At 38.7% G+C, this 20,755-nt stretch carries 26 protein-coding genes and 1 tRNA gene; 21 read left to right on the top strand and 6 right to left on the bottom strand.

The annotated features are described in order from the left end of the window. Positions 1-25 precede the first annotated feature (25 nt). Positions 26-802: an ABC transporter permease gene (locus OCV57_RS03035; RefSeq protein ID WP_022288445.1), complete on the bottom strand. Its 777-nt coding sequence runs from the start codon at positions 800-802 to the stop codon at positions 26-28. 17 nt (positions 803-819) lie between these two features. Next, a complete protein-coding gene (locus tag OCV57_RS03030; protein ID WP_267300416.1) occupies positions 820-1,887 on the bottom strand; it encodes a sulfate/molybdate ABC transporter ATP-binding protein in 1,068 nt (355 codons plus the stop codon). A 373-nt stretch (positions 1,888-2,260) separates the two neighbouring features. Between OCV57_RS03030 and OCV57_RS03025 the strand changes: the two genes are divergently transcribed. The 18 genes from OCV57_RS03025 to OCV57_RS02940 all read left to right on the top strand — a co-directional run bounded on the left by OCV57_RS03025 (position 2,261) and on the right by OCV57_RS02940 (position 11,503). Further along, positions 2,261-2,572 carry a thioredoxin family protein gene (locus OCV57_RS03025; RefSeq protein WP_022288447.1) on the top strand — a complete coding sequence of 104 codons (312 nt, stop codon included), beginning with the start codon at positions 2,261-2,263 and terminating at the stop codon, positions 2,570-2,572. 97 nt (positions 2,573-2,669) lie between these two features. Then, a tRNA-Leu gene (locus OCV57_RS03020) sits at positions 2,670-2,753 on the top strand. 400 nt (positions 2,754-3,153) lie between these two features. Further along, positions 3,154-3,369, top strand: coding sequence for a hypothetical protein (locus tag OCV57_RS03015; RefSeq protein ID WP_267300415.1), 216 nt, complete (start codon positions 3,154-3,156; stop codon positions 3,367-3,369). A 249-nt stretch (positions 3,370-3,618) separates the two neighbouring features. Further along, positions 3,619-3,867, top strand: coding sequence for a hypothetical protein (locus OCV57_RS14335; RefSeq protein WP_394804266.1), 249 nt, complete (start codon positions 3,619-3,621; stop codon positions 3,865-3,867). Positions 3,868-4,179: 312 nt separating this feature from the next. Continuing rightward, positions 4,180-4,392, top strand: a complete 213-nt coding sequence (locus tag OCV57_RS03005; RefSeq protein WP_267300414.1) for an Arc family DNA-binding protein — start codon at positions 4,180-4,182, stop codon at positions 4,390-4,392. 97 nt (positions 4,393-4,489) lie between these two features. Continuing rightward, positions 4,490-4,927 carry a radical SAM mobile pair system MarR family transcriptional regulator gene (locus OCV57_RS03000; protein WP_117865764.1) on the top strand — a complete coding sequence of 146 codons (438 nt, stop codon included), beginning with the start codon at positions 4,490-4,492 and terminating at the stop codon, positions 4,925-4,927. After that, the gene (locus OCV57_RS02995; protein WP_267300413.1) at positions 4,924-5,613 is read left to right on the top strand and encodes a radical SAM mobile pair protein A; all 690 of its coding nucleotides are present in this window, start codon (positions 4,924-4,926) and stop codon (positions 5,611-5,613) included. The genes OCV57_RS03000 and OCV57_RS02995 overlap by 4 nt, the downstream gene beginning before the upstream one ends. Continuing rightward, complete coding sequence (locus OCV57_RS02990) at positions 5,601-6,509, top strand: radical SAM mobile pair protein B (RefSeq protein ID WP_267300412.1); 909 nt, start codon at positions 5,601-5,603, stop codon at positions 6,507-6,509. The genes OCV57_RS02995 and OCV57_RS02990 overlap by 13 nt, the downstream gene beginning before the upstream one ends. A 55-nt stretch (positions 6,510-6,564) precedes the next feature. Continuing rightward, on the top strand, positions 6,565-6,939 hold the full coding sequence (locus OCV57_RS02985; protein WP_147338074.1) for a hypothetical protein: 375 nt from the start codon (positions 6,565-6,567) through the stop codon (positions 6,937-6,939). Further along, positions 6,939-7,307, top strand: a complete 369-nt coding sequence (locus OCV57_RS02980; RefSeq protein WP_022287675.1) for a hypothetical protein — start codon at positions 6,939-6,941, stop codon at positions 7,305-7,307. Before OCV57_RS02985 ends, OCV57_RS02980 begins: the two co-directional genes overlap by 1 nt. Before the next feature lie 46 nt (positions 7,308-7,353). After that, on the top strand, positions 7,354-7,569 hold the full coding sequence (locus OCV57_RS02975) for a hypothetical protein (RefSeq protein WP_147338075.1): 216 nt from the start codon (positions 7,354-7,356) through the stop codon (positions 7,567-7,569). Positions 7,570-7,577: 8 nt separating this feature from the next. Continuing rightward, positions 7,578-8,111 carry a hypothetical protein gene (locus OCV57_RS02970; protein WP_022126569.1) on the top strand — a complete coding sequence of 178 codons (534 nt, stop codon included), beginning with the start codon at positions 7,578-7,580 and terminating at the stop codon, positions 8,109-8,111. 292 nt (positions 8,112-8,403) lie between these two features. After that, entirely contained in the window at positions 8,404-9,012 is a 609-nt protein-coding gene (locus tag OCV57_RS02965; protein ID WP_267300411.1) for a hypothetical protein, read from the top strand. Further along, the gene (locus OCV57_RS02960; RefSeq protein WP_117927609.1) at positions 9,009-9,173 is read left to right on the top strand and encodes a TNT domain-containing protein; all 165 of its coding nucleotides are present in this window, start codon (positions 9,009-9,011) and stop codon (positions 9,171-9,173) included. The genes OCV57_RS02965 and OCV57_RS02960 overlap by 4 nt, the downstream gene beginning before the upstream one ends. A 13-nt stretch (positions 9,174-9,186) precedes the next feature. Then, a complete protein-coding gene (locus tag OCV57_RS02955) occupies positions 9,187-9,606 on the top strand; it encodes an immunity 63 family protein (protein WP_267300410.1) in 420 nt (139 codons plus the stop codon). Positions 9,607-9,842: 236 nt separating this feature from the next. Then, positions 9,843-10,487 (top strand): hypothetical protein, encoded by a 645-nt coding sequence (locus tag OCV57_RS02950; protein WP_267300409.1) that lies wholly within the window; start codon positions 9,843-9,845, stop codon positions 10,485-10,487. Between the two features lie 14 nt (positions 10,488-10,501). Then, complete coding sequence (locus OCV57_RS02945; protein ID WP_038672030.1) at positions 10,502-10,870, top strand: DUF7957 family protein; 369 nt, start codon at positions 10,502-10,504, stop codon at positions 10,868-10,870. A 63-nt stretch (positions 10,871-10,933) separates the two neighbouring features. Continuing rightward, a complete protein-coding gene (locus OCV57_RS02940) occupies positions 10,934-11,503 on the top strand; it encodes a DUF7957 family protein (RefSeq protein ID WP_117958170.1) in 570 nt (189 codons plus the stop codon). A gap of 432 nt (positions 11,504-11,935) precedes the next feature. Here OCV57_RS02940 and OCV57_RS02935 read toward each other — a convergent pair whose 3' ends face one another. From OCV57_RS02935 to asnB, 3 genes are all read right to left on the bottom strand, one after another. After that, positions 11,936-12,910: an SPFH domain-containing protein gene (locus tag OCV57_RS02935; RefSeq protein WP_267300408.1), complete on the bottom strand. Its 975-nt coding sequence runs from the start codon at positions 12,908-12,910 to the stop codon at positions 11,936-11,938. A 34-nt stretch (positions 12,911-12,944) separates the two neighbouring features. Beyond that, complete coding sequence (locus OCV57_RS02930) at positions 12,945-13,388, bottom strand: NfeD family protein (protein WP_117892981.1); 444 nt, start codon at positions 13,386-13,388, stop codon at positions 12,945-12,947. A gap of 272 nt (positions 13,389-13,660) precedes the next feature. Continuing rightward, the gene (gene asnB / locus OCV57_RS02925) at positions 13,661-15,496 is read right to left on the bottom strand and encodes an asparagine synthase (glutamine-hydrolyzing) (protein WP_117892978.1); all 1,836 of its coding nucleotides are present in this window, start codon (positions 15,494-15,496) and stop codon (positions 13,661-13,663) included. Between the two features lie 283 nt (positions 15,497-15,779). Between asnB and OCV57_RS02920 the strand changes: the two genes are divergently transcribed. The 3 genes from OCV57_RS02920 to nrdG all read left to right on the top strand — a co-directional run bounded on the left by OCV57_RS02920 (position 15,780) and on the right by nrdG (position 19,167). Beyond that, the gene (locus OCV57_RS02920; protein ID WP_267300407.1) at positions 15,780-15,977 is read left to right on the top strand and encodes a hypothetical protein; all 198 of its coding nucleotides are present in this window, start codon (positions 15,780-15,782) and stop codon (positions 15,975-15,977) included. A 413-nt stretch (positions 15,978-16,390) separates the two neighbouring features. Beyond that, positions 16,391-18,649 (top strand): anaerobic ribonucleoside triphosphate reductase, encoded by a 2,259-nt coding sequence (locus OCV57_RS02915; RefSeq protein WP_038672023.1) that lies wholly within the window; start codon positions 16,391-16,393, stop codon positions 18,647-18,649. Between the two features lie 2 nt (positions 18,650-18,651). After that, complete coding sequence (nrdG, locus tag OCV57_RS02910; RefSeq protein WP_117863828.1) at positions 18,652-19,167, top strand: anaerobic ribonucleoside-triphosphate reductase activating protein; 516 nt, start codon at positions 18,652-18,654, stop codon at positions 19,165-19,167. 90 nt (positions 19,168-19,257) lie between these two features. On the opposite strand, the gene OCV57_RS02905 is transcribed toward nrdG, so the two are convergent. Next, positions 19,258-20,718: a flotillin family protein gene (locus OCV57_RS02905; RefSeq protein WP_117863827.1), complete on the bottom strand. Its 1,461-nt coding sequence runs from the start codon at positions 20,716-20,718 to the stop codon at positions 19,258-19,260. Positions 20,719-20,755 lie beyond the last annotated feature (37 nt).

Below are 20,755 nucleotides of genomic sequence, written 5' to 3'. Positions count from 1 at the left end.
CTTTAAATCTCTCCTGTTAAATTAATTATTTTACGTCAAAGTGTTTAAGTTTTTTCTTGCCAATAAACTGTAGGATCCTGTCAGCAGCAAAGCCAATCACAGCAAGTGTGACGATTCCTGCAAAAGCCCAGCTTGTTTTGTAATAAAGCTTCGAGCTGTTTATAAGATAACCAAGACCATCACTGCCGACCAGCATTTCAGCTGCCACAACACAGATGATAGCTGAGCTAAGTCCTAGTCTTATTCCAGTGTAGATATTAGATACCGCTGATGGTACAACTACTGTGAAAAAAACTCTTGCTTTTTTTGCCCCCATGCAGGAAGCTGCTTCCACGAGCTGCTTATCCGTTGAAGCCACACCCGCTATAGTGTTTACGAACATAGGGAAGAATGATGCATAGAAAATAAGTGCTACTTTTGATTCTTCGCCTACTCCGAACCACATTAGAAAGAGTGTCGTCAATGCAATAGCAGGCACAAATCTGAAAAAGCTAAGTATAGGTTCAACGAGCCAGCGTACAGGTCTGAAATTTCCTACAATAAGACCCATAGGAACAGCAAAAATTATTGAAAGTAGCCAGCCTTTTATTACTCTTCCGACGCTTGCAACAATGTCACTCCAAAGAGTTCCGTCTTTGATAAGTTCCTTCATGCTGTCAATCGTTTCCTTTGGGCTTGGAAGAAAATATTCATCATATTTCAAAGATCCTATTCCCCAAAGGGCAATTATTGCTACCCATGATATGATGCCACATTTTAGTATCTTCTGTATAGCAGAGGACTTTGTTTTATTATTTTCCATCTTTAATGTCCTCCTTATTAAATATAGTACAGCTCTGAGTCATCAAGAGCTTTGTTTACGAGAATATTTGTAGTGTTTTCATCAATAGTGTAAAGCTTCTTTATGAGTACTTTTACCTTATCGCCTTTTTTTAAGCGGGAAGCATTAAGTGGATATCTTCCCGTTATTGAGATATTGTCGATCAGAGCTCTTACTTCAAAAGAGTTACCTCTGAATGATACATCTTCTACAACTGCGTCTTCCATAGAGCTTTCAAATGGGTGGTATTCACTGTCTTCAAATTTATTTATTTCAATAAATTCCGGTCGGATTATAGCTGAGGCATTATTTTCTGTAACTTCAAAACCCTTTAGTTTGCTGTAATCCTCGATAATAGCGGACTGACCGATAAACTGAGCAACAAAAGGAGTTTTAGGTTCAAGGTATATCTCAACTGGATTGCCTATCTGCTCAACTCTGCCTTTGTTTGTGATAACAATTTCGTCTGCGACCTCTATTGCTTCGTCCTGATCGTGTGTAACGAAAATGCTAGTTATGCCTATTTTATCAATTGTATCACGAAGCCATGTTCTCAGTTCTTTTCTTACCTTTGCGTCGATAGCTGCAAAAGGTTCGTCAAGTAGAAGGAGTTCAGGCTGAGGTGCTAGTGCTCTTGCAAGAGCGATACGCTGCCTTTGACCTCCGCTGAGCTGGTCAGGATAACGCTTGCCAACGTCAGGCAAGCCAACAAGTTCAAGAAGCTCAGCCACACGTTGTTTGATAAACTTCTTATCTTTTTTCTGAACCTTCAGACCATAAGCTATATTATCGTAAACTGTCATAAAAGGGAAGAGCGCATAGCTTTGAAAAACAAATCCGATACCTCTTTCATTTGATGGAAGTTTGTTGACATTTTTACCATCTATAATAATATCGCCGCTATCCTGTTTTTCCAAACCTGCAAGCATACGCAGGATAGTTGTTTTACCGCTGCCGCTCGGTCCAAGCAGACCGATAAGCTTTCCCTTTTCAATACCGAAACTTACGTTATCCGAAGCTTTAAAATCGCCAAAGCTTTTATTAATGTTTTTTAATTCTATATACATAGCTGACAACTCCAATTAAGATATATTACTGTGATAGTTCCAGTGTCAACATCGCTGCATTCGCTTATTAATCTTTGACAATTTAAGCTCCTCACTTTCAATTCATATCAAGTCGATATGATTAGTATGCTTTTATTATACATGATTTTATGGAAATGTCAATAGTTATAAATGATTTTTGTGAAATCATACATATATGATAGGAATACTTTATTATTGTTGTACATTTTATTCATAACTAACATATGTGAGAAATATGATATACAGAAATGTTTGATAATACTCTTGACAAAGTACGTAAATAGTGATATAATCACTATATTCATAGTAAAACTATATGAATAATATAATATATATTGGAGGAAATAAAAAAATGCTTACAGAACTGACAAACCAGAATTACAACGAGCTGATATCAGCAGACAAACCGCTTGTTATAGAATTTTACTCACCTACCTGTGTTCACTGTAAAAGAACAGAGGCAGGGCTTAACGAAGCTGCAGAAGAGCTTGGAGAAACCGCTATCATAGCTAAGTGTGATATCACGTCTCAGCCAGATCTTGCGAAGAGATATGATGTTACAGCACTGCCAACACTCCTTTTTATAAAGAACGGTGATATCAAAAACAAGCTTGAGGGTTTTACACACAAGCTGATAATTCTTGACAATATTAAGAGATTATAAAAAAATTAGTCCGATGTTTTGAGCATCGGGCATTTTTTGAGCAAAAGGTCTTGACAAAGTAGGGAGTTTATGATAAAATAATAATGTTGTTTTGTATGCGGGTGTGGCGGAATTGGCAGACGCGATAGATTTAGGTTCTATTGGCAACACCGTGCAGGTTCAAGTCCTGTCACCCGCACCATACTTGTGCAATAAAATAGATGCACACCTTGAAAAGCTCGTGTTTACGAGCTTTTTTTGCGTTTTGAGGGTAAAAATTTCAGGTGTATAACCGTAGATGATTTTCGCTAGTTTTCACCAAAAAAAAGAAAGTCGAACCCTACACAACAAAAATATCGAACATAACGCAGACTTTGAGCAGATTTTGCTCTGAGCCTGCCGATTTGTTATGAAAAAATATTCACAAAGTTTTAAAGGCTGTTTTGTCTATTGTCACGAATTTAAGTGACGATGATAAAACAGCCTTTTTTCATTTGTAGAAAAAGGAGGGATGTGTAATGTATTACGATTAATCCTGTATAATAAAACTTGACACATACAAAACAATCAAAGAATACTAAAAACAAAGGAGTGTGTCATCAATGGGAACAGGAAAACAATATGATGAAGAGTTTAAAAAGCAGGCAATAAAGCTCGCAAGCTTCATGCAGCAAACAAGTGGATCAAAGAGCTCGAAAAGAAAAACCGTGAGCTTGAAGAGCTTAATGAATTTCTGGAGGAAGCATCTGCTTTTTTCGCCGCGAACCGTCGGAAGTCAGGAAAGAAGAACGGTTAAAGTTCATTTCCCAAAAGACTGATGATGGTAGGATCACAGGAAGGATCAGTTTTTACTGCAAGGCTTTGGAGGTTACAAGACAAGCATTTTACGATTATCTCAGCCATAAAAACACCCCCTGGAAGTATCAGACGCTTGCAGATGAAATGATGAAGATCCACGAAGAAGACCAATATAATGACTGCTACGGCAGGGAGCGTATGTATATTGCATTGCAGCAAAGAAAGAATGCCAGGATGCTGCTGTAAAGAAATATGGGATCATTCAAAGCATGAACAGTGCCGGCGGAAGATGTCATGATAATGCACGCTGTGAAAGTATGTGGGCAAAAATGAAAGAAGAGCTGTTCTACAGCCGTGAGGACAAGTCGGAGAACTACACTATGAGAGAGTTGAAGACTATGATCTGGAGATATTATATGAGTTACTGGGCTAACAGAAGAATCTGCACCTCCAACGGTGGGCTGCCTCCGGCAGTACGAAGAAAGCTCTACTATGATCATATCTTTCTCGCTGCATAATTCTTGTTCGAATAAAATGTGTCAAGTGATATTGACAAAACCATATCGGCATAGGCTGTCAGACTTGATGAACCTATCAACATAATGCTTGCTGCAATGGGAATTATTTTTTTAAATCATTTTGAAAAACTCCTTTCATGTTTTAGTATTGGGTACAATACTATTGTATATCATTGCACTTGTTTTTTCAAGCCGCAATGCGCACAAAGTTCTTTGAAAAAAATCCGGACAATTTTTATATGATGAATTGACAAAAAGCTTCTGAGAGAGTATAATTATAGTAATGGGTACAATACGAAAGGATTGATTTCTATGTACTATAATGAAAAACGAAAAGCGATTACGGCAAAGTATGTGAAAACACACCTTGATGACATCAAGATTCGTGTTCCAAAGGGACAGCGTGAAAAACTGAAAGCTATTGCTTCTGAAATGGGCATGAGTATGAATCAGATGTTTATCAAGACTGTAGAGGAATATATTGAAAAGAACTATAAGCCGGAAACGGAAAGTGAAACAGATTGACAAATCAAAATTTGTACAGAATATTTTTTGAAAAAGCTCTTGACAACAAAGCTTCTATATAGTATAATCTAATAAACTACTATATAGGAGCTTTTGTATGGAAATGAATGGAGGATTTCTTGTCACCAAAATAAAACAACTTGGAGACCGGATTTTTGAGAAGATTCTCAGCGAAAAGAATATTGATGCGTTCAATGGAGCCCAGGGGCGCATTCTTTATGTGCTGTGGCAGGAGGATGGTATCTCAATCAGGTCACTCTCGACTAAATGCGGATTAGCGATAACATCTCTTACGACGATGCTGGAAAGAATGGAAAATCAAGGGCTGATAAGCCGTGTTCAGTCTGAAACGGACAAAAGGAAAACCCTCCTGTTTCTGACCGAGAAAGCACATGCCTTAAAGGGCGAGTACGATTCTGTATCTGATGAGATGGGCAGCATTTACTACAATGGTTTTTCAGAGGAAGAAATTACCCGGTTTGAGGAATGCCTCGACCGCATCAGAAAGAATCTTGAGGAGTGGCAGAAGTCATGAATATTTGTATCAAAGATCAGATTCAGAACATGAATATCGTCATTGGCTGCACAGTGGGGTGTACATATTGCTATGCCCGCAACAACGTGAAACGCTGGCATATGATCGATGACTTTGCTGACCCTGAATTCTTTCCGGGTAAGCTCAAGATGATGGAAAAGAAACGTCCGCAGAACTTTCTTCTTACCGGCATGAGCGATCTCTCCGGATGGAAGTCGGAATGGAGAGACGAGGTATTTGCAAAGATCCGTGAAAATCCACAGCATCAGTTTCTGTTTCTGACCAAACGACCTGATCTGCTGGATTTTGATACCGATCTGGAAAACGCATGGTTTGGCGTTACGGTGACGAGGAAAGCCGAACTGTGGCGTATCGACGCCCTTCGGAAAAACGTCAGAGCAAAACATTACCATGTTACCTTTGAGCCGTTATTCGACGATCCCGGCACAGTTGACCTCTCCGGAATCAACTGGATCGTTGTCGGCACTATGACCGGGGCTCAGAGCAGGAAGATTCATACGGAGCCGGAATGGACATGGTCTCTGACGGATCAGGCACACGCACTTGGCATTCCGGTGTTTATGAAGGAAGACCTTGTCCCTATCATAGGGAATGAAAATATGATTCAGGAAATGCCGGAGGAATTCAACAAAGTGTTGGAGGTGCAGAGATCATGGCAGAAGTAATCGATGGCATCCTCATTCGTGAGGTGGAAACAAAGAACATCATGACCAAGTCCAGTCTGCCGGTAGGCGGTTACTCGGTCAATCCTTATGTAGGCTGTACACATGCCTGCAAGTATTGCTATGCTTCTTTTATGAAGCGCTTTACCGGACACACGGAGGAATGGGGCACTTTCCTTGATGTGAAGCATTGGCCGGAAATTAAAAATCCGAAGAAATATGCCGGACAGCGTGTGGTTATCGGTTCTGTGACAGATGGCTACAATCCACAGGAGGAGCAATTCAGGAATACCAGAAAACTTCTGGAGCAGCTGATCGGCAGTGACGCAGATATTTTGATCTGCACAAAGTCTGATCTTGTGGTACGGGATATTGATCTGCTGAAGGACCTTGGACGAGTAACCGTTTCATGGTCGATCAACACACTGGATGAAAATTTCAAGAACGATATGGACTCTGCTTCGAGCATTGAGCGGCGTATCGCTGCTATGAAGCAGGTATATGAAGCAGGTATTCGTACAGTCTGTTTCGTATCTCCGGTATTTCCCGGTATCACGGACTTTGAAGCCATTTTTGAGCGGGTAAAGGATCAGTGCGATCTGTTCTGGCTCGAAAATCTCAATCTTCGGGGCGGCTTCAAAAAGACGATCATGGATTATATCGCTGGAAAACATCCTGATCTTGTACCGCTTTACGATGAGATCTATAACAAGCATAACCGCAGCTACTTTGAAGCAATTGAAGTAAAAGCTGAGGAAATGGCTAAGAAATATGATTGTCCCTTTGTGGATAATGAAATGCCTTACGGAAGAGTTCCGCAGGGGCATCCGGTGATCGTGGATTATTTCTATCATGAGGAAATCCGAGGGACAGAAAATACAGGAAAAAGAAATCGTTAAACAGAAATTTTACAGGAACATCACTATATAATGAATGGGAGTATTAAAAATAAATATGGGTATAAAAAATTATTCTCGGAAGGAGATTTTTGGTATGCAACCTACTAACTATGAATTCCTAGATAAAATTGCAGATGTATTTTTATCTCAAAGAGCATGTGGCAATAACAATGAATTAATAGATACAGTTTCTTTTTATGACAATAAAATGTCTTCTATCGTTTATGATTATTATCCATTTGAGGTTGAAATTAGAGATAACAACTTATATTTTTTTATCATAACAAATCGCAGTGAAAAGAAAATGCTATTTTCGTCATCGCTTAATACCGACTTTGATAAGCTTTGTGACAGTTTGATAAAATGTATAACGACAGATGTAAAAAAGCAAATTCCCAAGAAATTTTTAAAAGCAAAGGGGTTTTTATAATGAATGAAAATCGAGCAGAAATAAAAGCCAAAATAGTGGAAACTGAAATGAAAAAATATTTTGGTAGTTTAGTTTCGAATTTTAATTTGATAGACGCTTTTTACGGCAATGGACATGAAGAATTTAGTTTGGGATTCAAGTATTGTGACTATTTTGATATGCGCTTTAATTATGGTCAAGGTGCTTGCGGATGCTGCATATGTTATGATTGGGGTGATAATAATGAGGCTATACTTATTAAAACCTCAATTGATGGTTGGTGGGAAAAAATTTCAATTCAATGGAAAAAATATTTTCATGAACTTAAAAAAGAACTGGATTTGCGTATTCCCGATGATTATTTAAAAGAATTTTTTTATAAATCCTAATACCGAAACAAATGTAGTGTGAACTAATGCGAATGCTACGGAACATATGGGGGAATATGTTGGTCGATTTGGTGAAACAAGTTTTTCAATTGATTTAAGAAGTCAATTGATGTTAGAAAGTTATGTATCTGCTTTAGATCAAGCAATGGGAGAACTTGCAAGCAAACCTTTAGGCAGATATGAAGATCTTAACTTTGGCGGTTGGGTGTTCGGAATTGACACTAAAGAAGGAGTAGTTTTCCATGCATTTTATGAAGGATAGGTGATCATATGAAAATTAAATATATTTCAGATGATTATGAATTATATCTTATACAACAACGATATAGTTTTCAATATGATTTGATTATTGACTGTATAAGTAAAAAAGATAATTTCACAATGTATAAAGTTCAGAAAACATGTCGAAGTGATCCTAGTGATATTATTTATCATGCCTTTTACTATGATCATCAAAGAAAGCATACACCATTAGATATAGCAGTAAACAGTAGAACTAATATTATTGAATATATATCATTTTTTGTTTCTGATTCAATGAAGATAAACAGTAATCAGTTTGATTCATTATTTATTGATAAAAATGAATACTGCTTATTTAGTATGATTGAATGCAATGATACTCATAGGTATTTTAAAATTGAAAATGAAAAGGATAATTTTGTTTATTTTTATGAAAATAATTCTATTTTCTACCTAAACAATAGACATCCTTGTAGCCTGAATATGTATTGCATTTGTGATTTTTGTTGGCTGTTGATCGGTGAAGATGATGAAATTTATGGAGTTAAAGTGAAACTGTAAATTTTTGCTCTCACAACTTCGATAATTTATCATGCTGTTGATTTTTGGCTGGATAGTTTAAAGTTATACAGATTAGCGATGGACGGCAACACTGCTGCGGCAGAACAACTTGCTGCACGAACTAAAATTGACTGCATAACGCATACAATTTTTCTTGCTGACGGAGCATTTTTAGAGCCGATAGCTAACGTATTCATGTGAATTATATCAGAGATATCTCTTAAAGCAATACGCTAAAGAAGAGGTTGCAAAGGTATGCGGATACGAGGTTTCCAAAAAGATATCTCCTGAGTTGCTTGACTCAATATTCAAATCCGGTCAAGCTTCTGATATTGTTGCTATTCTTTCTAAGTATGATGATGAAGAAATTGTTGCGATAAATAAGATTTTGGATAAAGACGCTGTTGCAGCTTTGATAAGAGACTGTGGTGATGATGGCGTTAAAGTTGCTGTTAGGGGCGGCGACAATCTTGTCAAGCTAATTAATAACCTTGACGATGGCGCAGCGGAATTGTTTGTAAAAACTGCTTCTAAACAGAAAGATAGCTTTTATGATTATTTAAAATCTTTAGATGAAAGCTATTTAAACGAGCTTGTTGCAAGTTCTAAGGCTGACATAGATAAAATCAGCAAATGGGATTATCAGCCTGATTACGAATTGTATGTAAGGCATAAATCTGTTTATGATAATCCGAAATATTTTGAACAAGAAAAAGGTATTACTATTTATCCGGGAACAAACGGAGATACAAATATTAATGGCTTTGTTGACGGAATATTTGAAACGAAAACATTAGAGCCTGGTATGATTATAGACAGATATGGCATCAATATGGAACTGGTAAATACTTTTCACCGTTGGGAACACCATATAGTGAAAGAGCATTGCCTCCATATATGAAAAATGAACCATATACAAAGTATAAGGTTTTAGTATCTTTTGAAGTGAAATCTGGAGAAATAGTGCCATGGTTTGACGAAGTTGGTGGAGGAACACAATATCTATCAACTTATTCAGTTGATGAACTTAAAAAGTTTGGCTATATCGTTGAAGTTGAATAAAGAATAGGATTAAATGATGAATATTAATGAAGTTAGAAAGCTTATTTATAAGCACGGAGAGAAGATTGGTTTGCCCTATGATTCCAAATTGTATCCGGTTTTCTCTTCGACGGGGAATGTTTTTAGCGATGGGGGGACAATATATATTTCAAATAATGAATATCATTATGTTATAATGGAGAGGGGCAAAGAAAATAAGCATTATCGAAGCTTGGATATTAATGATATATTATATCCATTATTTGAAGGTATAACATTTTCATTAGCGTCGAAATATGAATTAAAGAACAGAAGTGAAAAGGAAGATCCTAGAAAATTGCTGTGGAGTAAGCAACTTGAGTTATTAGGAAAAATTGATCCGCTTTTTAAAGAAAGGTGTCAAAAAGAAATCGACAGCATTTTGATAATTGCACCTTATAAAAAGTGTAATTGACAAAAAATAGATGTATACGGGGGTAATTGTCAATATAATTCAAATCCTATATTATTATCAGAAAACGGAAATATGCTACTTGTAAGTTGTGGTGATGTTAAACCTTTGGGCAGAACAGTTATGGAAGGATTCAATGCAATCTTAGGAGACGTATAGTGTTCAATCACCATACTGGGTGAGCTTTTTTCGCTCTGTATTCTTGGATTTGCGTATATAGTAGCGACGCAATCTATTATATGCTTAGAAATTCGAGGTGCGTAAACAAATATCCAAAAAAAGTACTGAAATGTATTTCAAAGCTAGATAAAGAATTGCAATATGCAGTAATAGACGGTCTTGAAAAGGGCGGCGATTATCTTGTCAAGGCAATTAATAACCTTGACGATGATGCAGCGGAATTGTTTGTAAAAACTGCTTCAAAGCAGAGTGATGAATTTTTTGTTTTGATGTCAAAATATGATGATATTCCTTCTTGGGCATGCTCTGATGTAATTGATTTTAATTCAGCTGAAAACGTAAATGAAATTTTAAAACAAAATGGATATACAAATCCCTCTTATAAGCCGGGAACTAATGTAACAACTATCGAATTAACTGAAGATACCACGTTTGTTAGAGTGTATACTGAAAACATAACAAGTGCAAAGGGCCAGTGGGTAATGAACTATGAAGAGATTCAAGGATTGTCTTCAAAGCAAATTAAAGATAAGTTTGCATTACCATATGAACCAACACATATTTGTGATGTAGAACTACCGGCTGGTACAGAGGTACGTTTTGGTATAGCAAATGAAGTTTCAGAATGGGGTTTGGGAGGGGGATTACAATTTGATTTAATGGGTCAATATTTTAATTCATTTGGCAATTTCAGACCACTATAAAAGGAGAAGATTTTATGTTACCGATAGTTGAAACGAATGGAAAAACTCTTTACATTAATTCTAATAAAGTAACTTTTCCGTACAAAATTGAACAAGTTTTAATTTTAAAATCTCAAATATTGATCTTACTGGATAGTTGCATAAAAAATGAATGTGATAACGTCTATTCGGTAAACTTTGACGGAACAATAGGTTGGCGTGTTCAAAGCAGAAAATACTTATCAAGGGAATATGAAAATAAAAAATTAACCTCATATGTTGGTATGTATGTCAGGAAAGAAACTAATCTGCTTCAGTTAAATGATTGGTGGGGCGGAAGATACATTTTTGATCTTAATGACGGGCATATAGTGGGAAGAGATGAAAGTGGGCGTGATTGGTAATAGTTCCAATAAGAATAGAGGAATTTTATAATTAAAGATCGCTATCATGATGAGGAATATAGTATGGTATTAAGAATGATAATATCTGAAAAATGGATTCATATAAATAGTTATGATGTTTGCTTTGATTATAATGTTAAGTCTGTAATAATTTTAAAACAAAAGATAATTGTACAGCTAGAAATCGGAGATTTATATGCTGTTGATATGGCAGGTAACATTATTGAAAAAAATAATAAGCCTTTTCAAAGATCAGACTTAGATAAAGATTTTATAGTAGAAATTAATCAGAATAATCTATATTTTAATAACTCTGCCATTTATTTTGAACATAACATTTATTCTTTTGTTTTATTTGATGATAGAATAATTGTACAATTAAATGAACTGGATGCGTCTGCAAAATCTGATGAAATCGACAACGTATATGCTGTTGATATGGAAGGAAATATTATCTGGCGAATTCAGAATAAAGAAAGGGTATGTCCGGAATATAAGTTTATTTCGCCGTATGTAATGATTAATTATATTGATGGTGAATTAATTGTAAATGATTTCAACGGATTCAGATTTGTGTTTTCACCTGACGACGGAACTTTTGTTAAACGAATTCAAAGTTTAAGACCTTGGTAATCAATTTGTAATTCAGATCTTTAGGGCGACACCGCACAACTACCGCCTAACGGCTTTGTGTACGTCTAACTTGCCAATTTTTCGTTACCTTGCACAGAAACTCCTTGAAGGACGCAAGTATTCCTGCGTCGTTTCTATACAATTGGTAATTTCAGACCAATGAATCTGGAGCAAATTCTTTTTGAATTCCCGGTGGTTACACTTCCGGTGGTGTTCCTGAAGCAATTTCGGATACCGTTAAATTGTCTGAAACGAAAGTCACGCGTTTAAATTGAGAGGAGAACTTCTTCTGCCTTTGTACGAGTTGTATTTACGGCTTTTACGGGTAAATGATGTAACCTGAAAGCCTAATTTTTGCATTATTTTTTTTGAAAATGAAAAAAAATATCCCCTCCAAAGCATTTGCCTTGAAGGGGATTAACTATATGCGTTTTACTGTGGCTTCTTAACGTCTGTCATAACTTCTTTAAGTCCTGTTGCAAGACCTGCAATACCCTGTATCTCACTTGGTATAATGATCTTTGTAGCCTTGCCGTCTGCTGCCTTAGCAAATGCTTCAAGGCTCTTGAGCTGGATTACCTGCTCGTTAGGGTTAGCAGCATTCAGCTTGACGATACTCTCGGCAATCGCCTTCTGTACCATGTCGATAGCCTGCGCTTCACCTTCTGCCTCAAGTATCTTCTGCTCCTTTACAGCGTCTGCACGAAGTATCATAGACTGCTTCTCAGCTTCGGCTGCAAGTATCTGTGACTCCTTGTCTGCCTGTGCTCTGAGTATCTTAGATTCTTTCTCACCCTCTGAAACAAGCACCTGAGATTTCTTCTCAGCCTCTGCCTGAATGACCTTTTCACGTCTTTCACGGTCAGCTTTCATCTGCTTTTCCATTGCGTCCTGAATTTCTCTTGGCGGAAGAATATTCTTAAGCTCAACTCTCTGCACCTTGATTCCCCACCTATCTGTGGCTTCATCAAGAATTGCTGTGATCCTTGTGTTGATAATGTCACGGGAAGTGAGCGTAGCCTCAAGATCAAGATCACCAACAATGTTTCTGAGTGTTGTTGCCGTCAGATTTTCAATAGCTGAGATAGGTCTCTCAACGCCGTATGTGAACTGCATTGCGTTTGTTATCTGGAAGAACACAACAGTGTCTATTTGCATTGTTACGTTATCCTTTGTGATAACTGACTGTGGCTTGAAGTCAACTACCTGCTCTTTGATAGATACTCTTTTTGCAACTCGGTCGATAAAAGGTACTTTTACGTGAAGTCCCGTTCCCCATGCCGCATGAAAAGCTCCAAGTCTTTCAACTACAAATACATATGCCTGCGGTACTATCTTGATGTTGCTGATAACAATAATTATAAGCAATACGATGATAGCAAGTACGATATAAATTCCAGGTTCCATTATATGCCTCCTAAAAATAAATTTATGTAAGCTGTTACTTTTCTTCTGAAACTATCAGCTTTGCACCGTCAATACGCACTACCTTCACTGGTGTGCCTTCTGAGATCTTTGAGCCGTCCTCAGTTCTTGCTGCCCAATCTGTGCCCTCAAGAGTGACCCTGCCTTTGTTCACAGAGTTATCTATAGGCTCAATAACTATTGCAGTTTTTCCCACATCAAGCTCGTAATTTGTTGCAACTGTCTTGTTCTGGAGCTTCTTGACCACAGGTCTTGTAAGCAAAAGAAGTATGATCGAACTTACGACGAATACGATGCACTGTGTAAGGAAAGAAAGCTTAGCTATGGCACAAAACATCGCAATAAGCGCTGCTATAGCAAGCCATATAGACACAAGTGCCGTTCCTGTTGCGACCTCGCATACAACAAAGAACACGAAAGCTAAAGCCCAGAAAACTATTTTGAGTGTAGCCATTGTCATATGATCCCCCCTGTTCCTCTCATTTATTTAAGATTTATTATAACATATTATTTTAAAATTTACAATAGCTAAGACACAATATTTTTGCTTTTTTACCTTTAATCTTCAATGATTTTACATTGACCGTAACATATTTTATTAGCTGTACACTAATATATATATGTTGATGCTACTACATAAAGAAAAAAGTATTTCTAAAAGATAGTTATATAAAAAAAATTACAGTAAAAGCGGTAACCCGCTGGAGGTAACCGCTTTTACTATTTGTGTAATTATACGTTGTCACTGAAATAAACATCATACCAAACAAGGAATGAGAACACTGTCCAAATCTTTCTTGAATAGTCATATTTGCCTGCACGGTGATCGTCAAGAAGCTGTACAAGCTTATCTGTATGGAAGAACTGTGCTGACTGAGGAGAAGTAAACTTATCCTTTACTATATTATAATACTTATCTTCTTTCAGCCATACCCTGATAGGAACAGGGAAGCCGAGCTTCTTTTTCTTAGCTGTCTGTGGAGGGCAAGCCTGAAGTGCAGCAAGACGCATTGCATACTTCGTTTCAGTTTCAGTAACTCTGTCCTTTACAGGTATCTGCTCTGCAAGCTCCATTACCTTTCTGTCAAGGAACGGTACGCGAAGCTCTAGGGAGTGAGCCATGCTCATTTTATCCGCCTTAAGAAGAATATCACCTGTCATCCAAAGGTGCAGGTCAATGTACTGCATCTGTGTTACCTGATCCTGATCTCTTACCTTGTCATAGAACGGCTTTGTGATAGCCATAGCGTCAGGAGCGTTTGTTTTTATGCTCAGAATGTCCTTGCGCTCTTTCTCAGAGAAGATGTATGCGTTACCAATAAATCTCTCGTCAAGGTCCTTAGAACCTCTTATAAGATAGTTTATGCCGTGCTTGTGAGGCAGTTTCTCAGCAACTGCACCAACAGCTTTTCTGATAGGTCTTGGTATCTTGAAGTAGCTTGCCATATCAGCAGGGTTGTGATAGATGTTGTATCCACCGAATATTTCGTCTGCACCCTCGCCTGAAAGCACTGCCTTGACCTTTTCTGAGGCAATCTGACATACAAAGAACAGTGCCACAGCAGCAGGGTCAGCAAGAGGTTCGTCCATGTGATACTGTATCTTTGAAAGGCTGTTCCAGTATTCCTCAGGAGAAATGACCTTGGAGAAGTTCTCCTTATTGATATACTTTGAAAATTCCTTAGCATAGCCTATCTCGTTGTACTTTTCGTCCTCGCCAAAGCCTACAGTAAAGGTCTTGTCAACGTTGGCAACAGCGGCAACATAGCTTGAGTCAACACCGCTTGAAAGGAAAGAACCTACCTCAACGTCGGCAAACTTGTGTACTTCAACAGAGTTCTTGAAAGTGTCGGATATCCTATTCACCCAATCTTCAAGAGCAGGACCATTGTCAGCGTGGAATTTAACTTCCCAATATCTTCTTACGTTCATCTCGCCGTTCTTGTATGTAAAGCAGTGAGCGGCAGGGAGCTTGTAAACATTTTTGAAGAAAGTTTCTGTTGTAGGAGAATACTGGAATGTGAGATAAGTTTCAAGAACGTCTGTGTTAAGCTCCTTCTTAAAATGAGGGTGGTCAAGAAAACTCTTTATCTCAGAACCCCACATAAGAGTTTCGCCCATTTTTGCGTAGTAAAGAGGCTTGATACCGAAGAAATCTCTTGCACCGAAAACCTCATTTGTATTCTTGTTGAAGATAACGAATGCAAACATACCTCTCAGCTTGTCGAGCATATCCTCGCCCCACTGCTCATAGCCGTGGATAAGCACCTCTGAGTCGGTCTGTGTATAGAACTTGTGACCAGCAGCGATAAGCTCCTCACGGAGATCCTTGTAGTTGTATATCTCACCGTTGAATGTAAGTACCAACGACTTATCTTCATTGAAGATAGGCTGGCTACCTTGATCTGAAAGGTCAATGATCGAAAGTCGGCGGAAACCCATTGCGATCTGCTCGTCAACATATTTTCCGTCAGAGTCAGGACCTCTATGTTTTATTCTATCCATCATTTTTCCAAGAACTATGGAAGCGTCATTGATTTTATTTGTAAATCCAACAAAACCGCACATATAAAAGCCTCATTTCTGTTAAATCAAATTGCCTGTATCTTAGTTAATACGGCCGCTTGTCGCCTAGTGAACGTCAAGCAATATAATATTTATTATACACTATATGCGGCTTTTTTGCAAGGGGTAAAAACAAAAATTAAACAATAAAAGAAATTGTCTTTTGTGCATCTATCACATGGCAGTGTGTATGGTATAAAAATATCTGCGATTTTGTCATTTTGGCTTGAAAAAGGCAGATGGATATAGTATAATGGTATTAAAATCATATTTTGGAGAAGATCTTATGAACGATAACAAAAAGAAGAAAAAAGGTTATAGATTGGATATTGTGTTGATAGTGAGTTTTTTTGTAATGCTGATATCTTTCTGTGCCTACATGATGAATACTACTCTCGAAGAGGTACTTGAAAATGAAACAGGCAGCTCTGTAGTCACACATGATTACACTTACGAGAGTGCTGAGAGCAGTTCAGCAGCATAGTGCAAAATTCAAATGTTCGACAAGTTAAAATGCTTTACATGCTTGCTGAATTCGCCTATTTACGACATTTCAGAGGCATGGAACAGCATTTGAAGACGCATAAGACGACAAGTTAGCTCACTTTACAGCATTAAGAACTAAACTATATTGCATTATACACCGTAAAGTTCGAATACATTACAGCTAAAAGCATTTTACTTGACACCTAAAATCAATATCTGACGAAAATGTGGCTTTGTGCATTTAATACAAATAACAAAGTCACATTTTGTTGTATAACGCCTTGACTTTACGTCACTTATACTATATACTTGTATTAAGCACTGCTTTTTATACAATATGTTGTGATTTGCGGTGCGAGTTGTGAGAATAAAAAAATATAAGGATAAATCGGGAAAATCGGAGGCGGTATTGTGATAATCAAGATAAAAAAACGTGACGGACGTACTGTAACTTTCAATATTGAGAAAATAGCTGGCGCTATATACAAGGCGGCTCAGTCTGTGGGCAAGGATAACTATGAGGAAGCTTTGGAGCTTTCGGGTAAAGTTGTTGATAAGCTTATGGAAAAACACCTTGATATGCCTACTGTTGAAGAGATTCAGGATTGCGTTGAGCGTGTACTTATCGAGGAGGGCATGGCTGATACTGCAAAAAGTTATATACTCTACCGCTCAAACAGAACTCGTGCAAGGGAAATGAATACCCGTCTTATGAAAGTTTATGAGGATCTTACTTTCCAATCAGCGAAAGATAACGATTTGAAGCGTGAGAATGCTAATATAGACGGCGATACCGCAATGGGTACAATGCTCAAGTATGGTTCTGTGGGTGCGAAGGAGTTCAACGAGATGTATGTTCTTGCTCCTGAGCATTCAAAGGCTCATCAGGAGGGGGATATCCACATTCATGATCTTGATTTTTATACACTGACTACCACTTGCACTCAGATAGACCTTACAAAGCTTTTTGATAAGGGTTTTTCTACAGGTCATGGCTTTTTGCGTACACCAAATGATATACAAAGCTATGCGGCGCTTGCCTGCATTGCGATACAATCCAATCAGAACGACCAGCATGGTGGTCAATCTCTTCCAAAGTTCGATTATGATATGGCTGAGGGCGTAAGAAAGACATTCAGACACCGCTATCGTGACAATATCGGCAGGGGTCTTGCTCTCCTTGGTGAAGTTTCTGATGCTCAGAGCATTGCAAAGAAAATAACTGAAATGCTTGATGAGCAGGGTTTAAAGATCACTCTCGCCAATGATAACGGCTATCAAGAGGCTGAAGCACAGTTTCTTGTGAATTTTGTTGACGCACCTATAGTGAAGAAGATACAGAGTTTTGCATATAAAAACTCTTTGAAAGAAACTGACAGAGCCACATATCAGGCAATGGAAGCGCTTATCCATAATCTTAATACCATGAACTCCCGTGCAGGCGCTCAAACGCCTTTTAGCTCCATAAATTATGGTACTGATACTTCTATCGAGGGCAGACTTGTTATAAAGAATATTCTTCTTGCAGAGGAAGCAGGACTTGGCAATGGTGAAACGCCTATTTTCCCTATACATATTTTCAAGATAAAAGAGGGCGTGAACTTTGATCCTGATGATCCGAACTATGACCTTTTCAAGCTCGCCTGCCGTGTATCAGCGAAGCGTCTTTTCCCGAATTTTTCATTTATCGACGCTCCTTTCAATCTACAGTATTATAAAGAGGGCAATCCTGACACTGAGATAGCTTACATGGGTTGCCGCACAAGAGTTATCGGTAACGCATATGACCCTACTCGTGAGATAGTGACAGGAAGAGGAAATCTCTCTTTTACTACCATTAATCTCCCTAGACTTGGCATAAAAGCACAGCGTAATATCGGTGCTTTCTTTGACAGCCTTGATGAGCTTATGGATCTTTGTATCGACCAGCTTATGCACAGATTTAAGATACAGTGTTCAAAGCGTGTGAGAAATTATCCGTTCCTCATGGGTCAGGGCATATGGCTCGATTCAGAGAAGCTTACGGCTGACGATACACTTGAAGAAGTGCTAAAGCATGGCACGCTTTCAGTGGGCTTTATCGGTCTTGCTGAGTGTCTTAAAGTGCTTACTGGCAAGCACCATGGTGAAAGTGAAGAAGCAAGAGAGCTTGGCTTGGAGATAATCTCACGTATGAGAGCAAGAATGGACGAGGAAACAAAGCGTACTGGTCTTAACTTCTCGTTGCTTGCAACGCCTGCTGAGGGACTTTCTGGCAGATTTGTTAAAATGGATAGAGAACGTTATGGTGAGATAGCAGGGGTTACGGACAGAGAATATTACACCAATTCTTTCCATGTACCTGTTTACTATCCGATAACAGCGTTTGAGAAACTTAAAATAGAAGCTCCTTACCATGCTCTTACAAATGCAGGCCATATAAGCTATATCGAGCTTGACGGCGATCCGCTGAACAATCTTTCTGCATTCGAGAAAGTCGTAAGATATATGAAAGAAGTTGGCATAGGCTACGGCTCAATAAACCATCCTGTTGACCGTGATCCTGTTTGCGGATATACTGGAATAATAGGTGACAAATGCCCGAAGTGTGGACGTTCTGAGGCTGAACACAGCAAGGTGATACATGAGAGGATACCTCGTGCAAAAGCCTGCTGTGAGGGTGACAATTAGCCATGGAGCTTAGGATAGCAGGCACTGTTGGTGAATCTATCGTAGACGGACCGGGTTTTAGGTTCACTATTTTTACGCAGGGCTGTCCACACGGCTGTGAGGGTTGTCACAATCCGCAGACACATGATTTTAACGGTGGCATTGTCGTTGACACAGACCAGCTTTACAATGAGATAATAAAAGACCCGCTTCTTGACGGCGTGACGTTCAGTGGCGGTGAGCCTTTCTGTCAGTGCAAACCGTTAGCAGAACTTGCAGGAAGGATAAAAGCCTTTAATAGATTTCCGCTGAATGTCATATCTTTCACTGGATATACTTATGAATATCTTATAGCCAATGCTGATGATAATAACGGCTATCTTGAGCTGCTGCAACAGCTTGATTATCTTGTGGACGGCCCTTTTATACTGTCACAACGAAGTCTTGAGCTTAAATTCATGGGCAGCAAAAATCAGCGTTTTATTGATGTACAAAGGTCCTTGAAAGAGGGCAGAGCAGTAGTCGTTGAACCATATTGAACATAAAAAAGCGAGTTTCATGATGTTGAAACTCGCTTTTATTTATACCAAAAGACCTCCGCAATCGTTAAACTACGGAGGTCAAATTAATTATTTCTCAGGTTCTATTACCTCAACATCTTTTGGGTCGAGAGTTTCTGCATTATCAGCTTCGGCTGCTCTCTTTACTGCTTCTTCCTGTGACTTTTTCAAAGCTTCCTGTATGTCCTCGCCAAGAAAATCAGGGAGTGACATTCCTGCTTGCTTGAACAGATCGTTCAGCGGAGGAACTGACTGCATAAGTCCGCTTAGAAAGTTTGCTGTCGAGCCTTTTCCGTCTGCACCTGCGCCTGTATCCCACACGGTTATCTTGTCTATCTTAATGTTCTTGATAGCTTCTACCTGAATAGAGATAAGTTCTTCAAGCTTGTCAGCAACTATGAGTCTGACGGCTGCATTAGCATCTCCGCCTGCTGCTTCAACAAGCTTTCTCATACCCTCTGCCTGCTTTGTGAGTATTTCCTGATTACCCTTTGCTTCAGCTTCCATTTTTGCAAAGATAGCATCGGCCTCACCCTTTGCTTTACGTCTTACTACCTCAGCCTGTGCTTCAGCTTCGATCTCGGCCTGCTGCTTTGAGATCTGAGCCTTTACGATAACATCGGCGGTCTGTGTAGCCTTTTCAAGTTCGGCTCTCGTCTGCTCGGCGGATTGCTGAGCTATGTAAGCTTCCTGCTTTGCCTTTGCTGCCTGAACAGCTTCAGCGGCTGTAGCCTGTCTGAGAGCTTCCGCTTCACGCTCACGTCTGAGGGCTTCTGACTGTGCAACCTCTATCTTGGCTTGGTTCTCACCGTCGATAGCAGAAGCGTTTGCAGCAGCAACTTGGATACGCTGGTCTTTCTGAGCGTTTGCCTGACCGATCTCACCGTCTCTGTGTTTTTCGGCAACTGACTTCTTAGCGTCGTTGATAGCCTTTGCAGCAGCTTCTTTACCGAGAGCTTCCAGATATCCAGACTCATCTGTAATATCCGTTACGTTTACGTTGATAAGCTTAAGACCTATCTTTTTAAGCTCTATCTCAACATTGTTTGATACCGCGAGCAGAAATTTATCTCTGTCCGAGTTTATTTCCTCGATATCCATTGTTGCGATAATAAGTCTCAACTGACCGAAAATAATATCCTTAGCAAGCTCCTGTATCTCAATGAGTTTAAGACCGAGAAGTCTTTCAGCAGCGTTCTGCATAACGCCTGGTTCTGTCGAGATACCAACAGTAAATCTTGACGGAACATCAATTCTGATGTTCTGCTTTGAAAGAGCGTTTTTTAGATCCACATTTATGGATATAGGAGTAAGATCCATATACTCATAAGATTGGATTATTGGCACGATAAATGCCGCACCGCCGTGGATACATCTTGCGCTTCTTGCTTGACCGTTCTTGTCTGTTCCTACTTTACCATAGATAACAAGCACCTTATCAGACGGACATTTTCTGTAGCGTGACAGTATCGCCATAATTGCCGCAAAAAGCACAACGACTATCACGCAGATGATGATTACTGGTTCCATAATTTTTCCTCCCACACAAATAATATTATAATAACCT

This window comes from Hominimerdicola aceti, from assembly GCF_025567495.1.
GTDB classification, from domain to species: Bacteria; Bacillota; Clostridia; order Oscillospirales; family Ruminococcaceae; genus Hominimerdicola; species Hominimerdicola aceti.
This window is presented reverse-complemented; position numbering and strand designations above follow the sequence as displayed.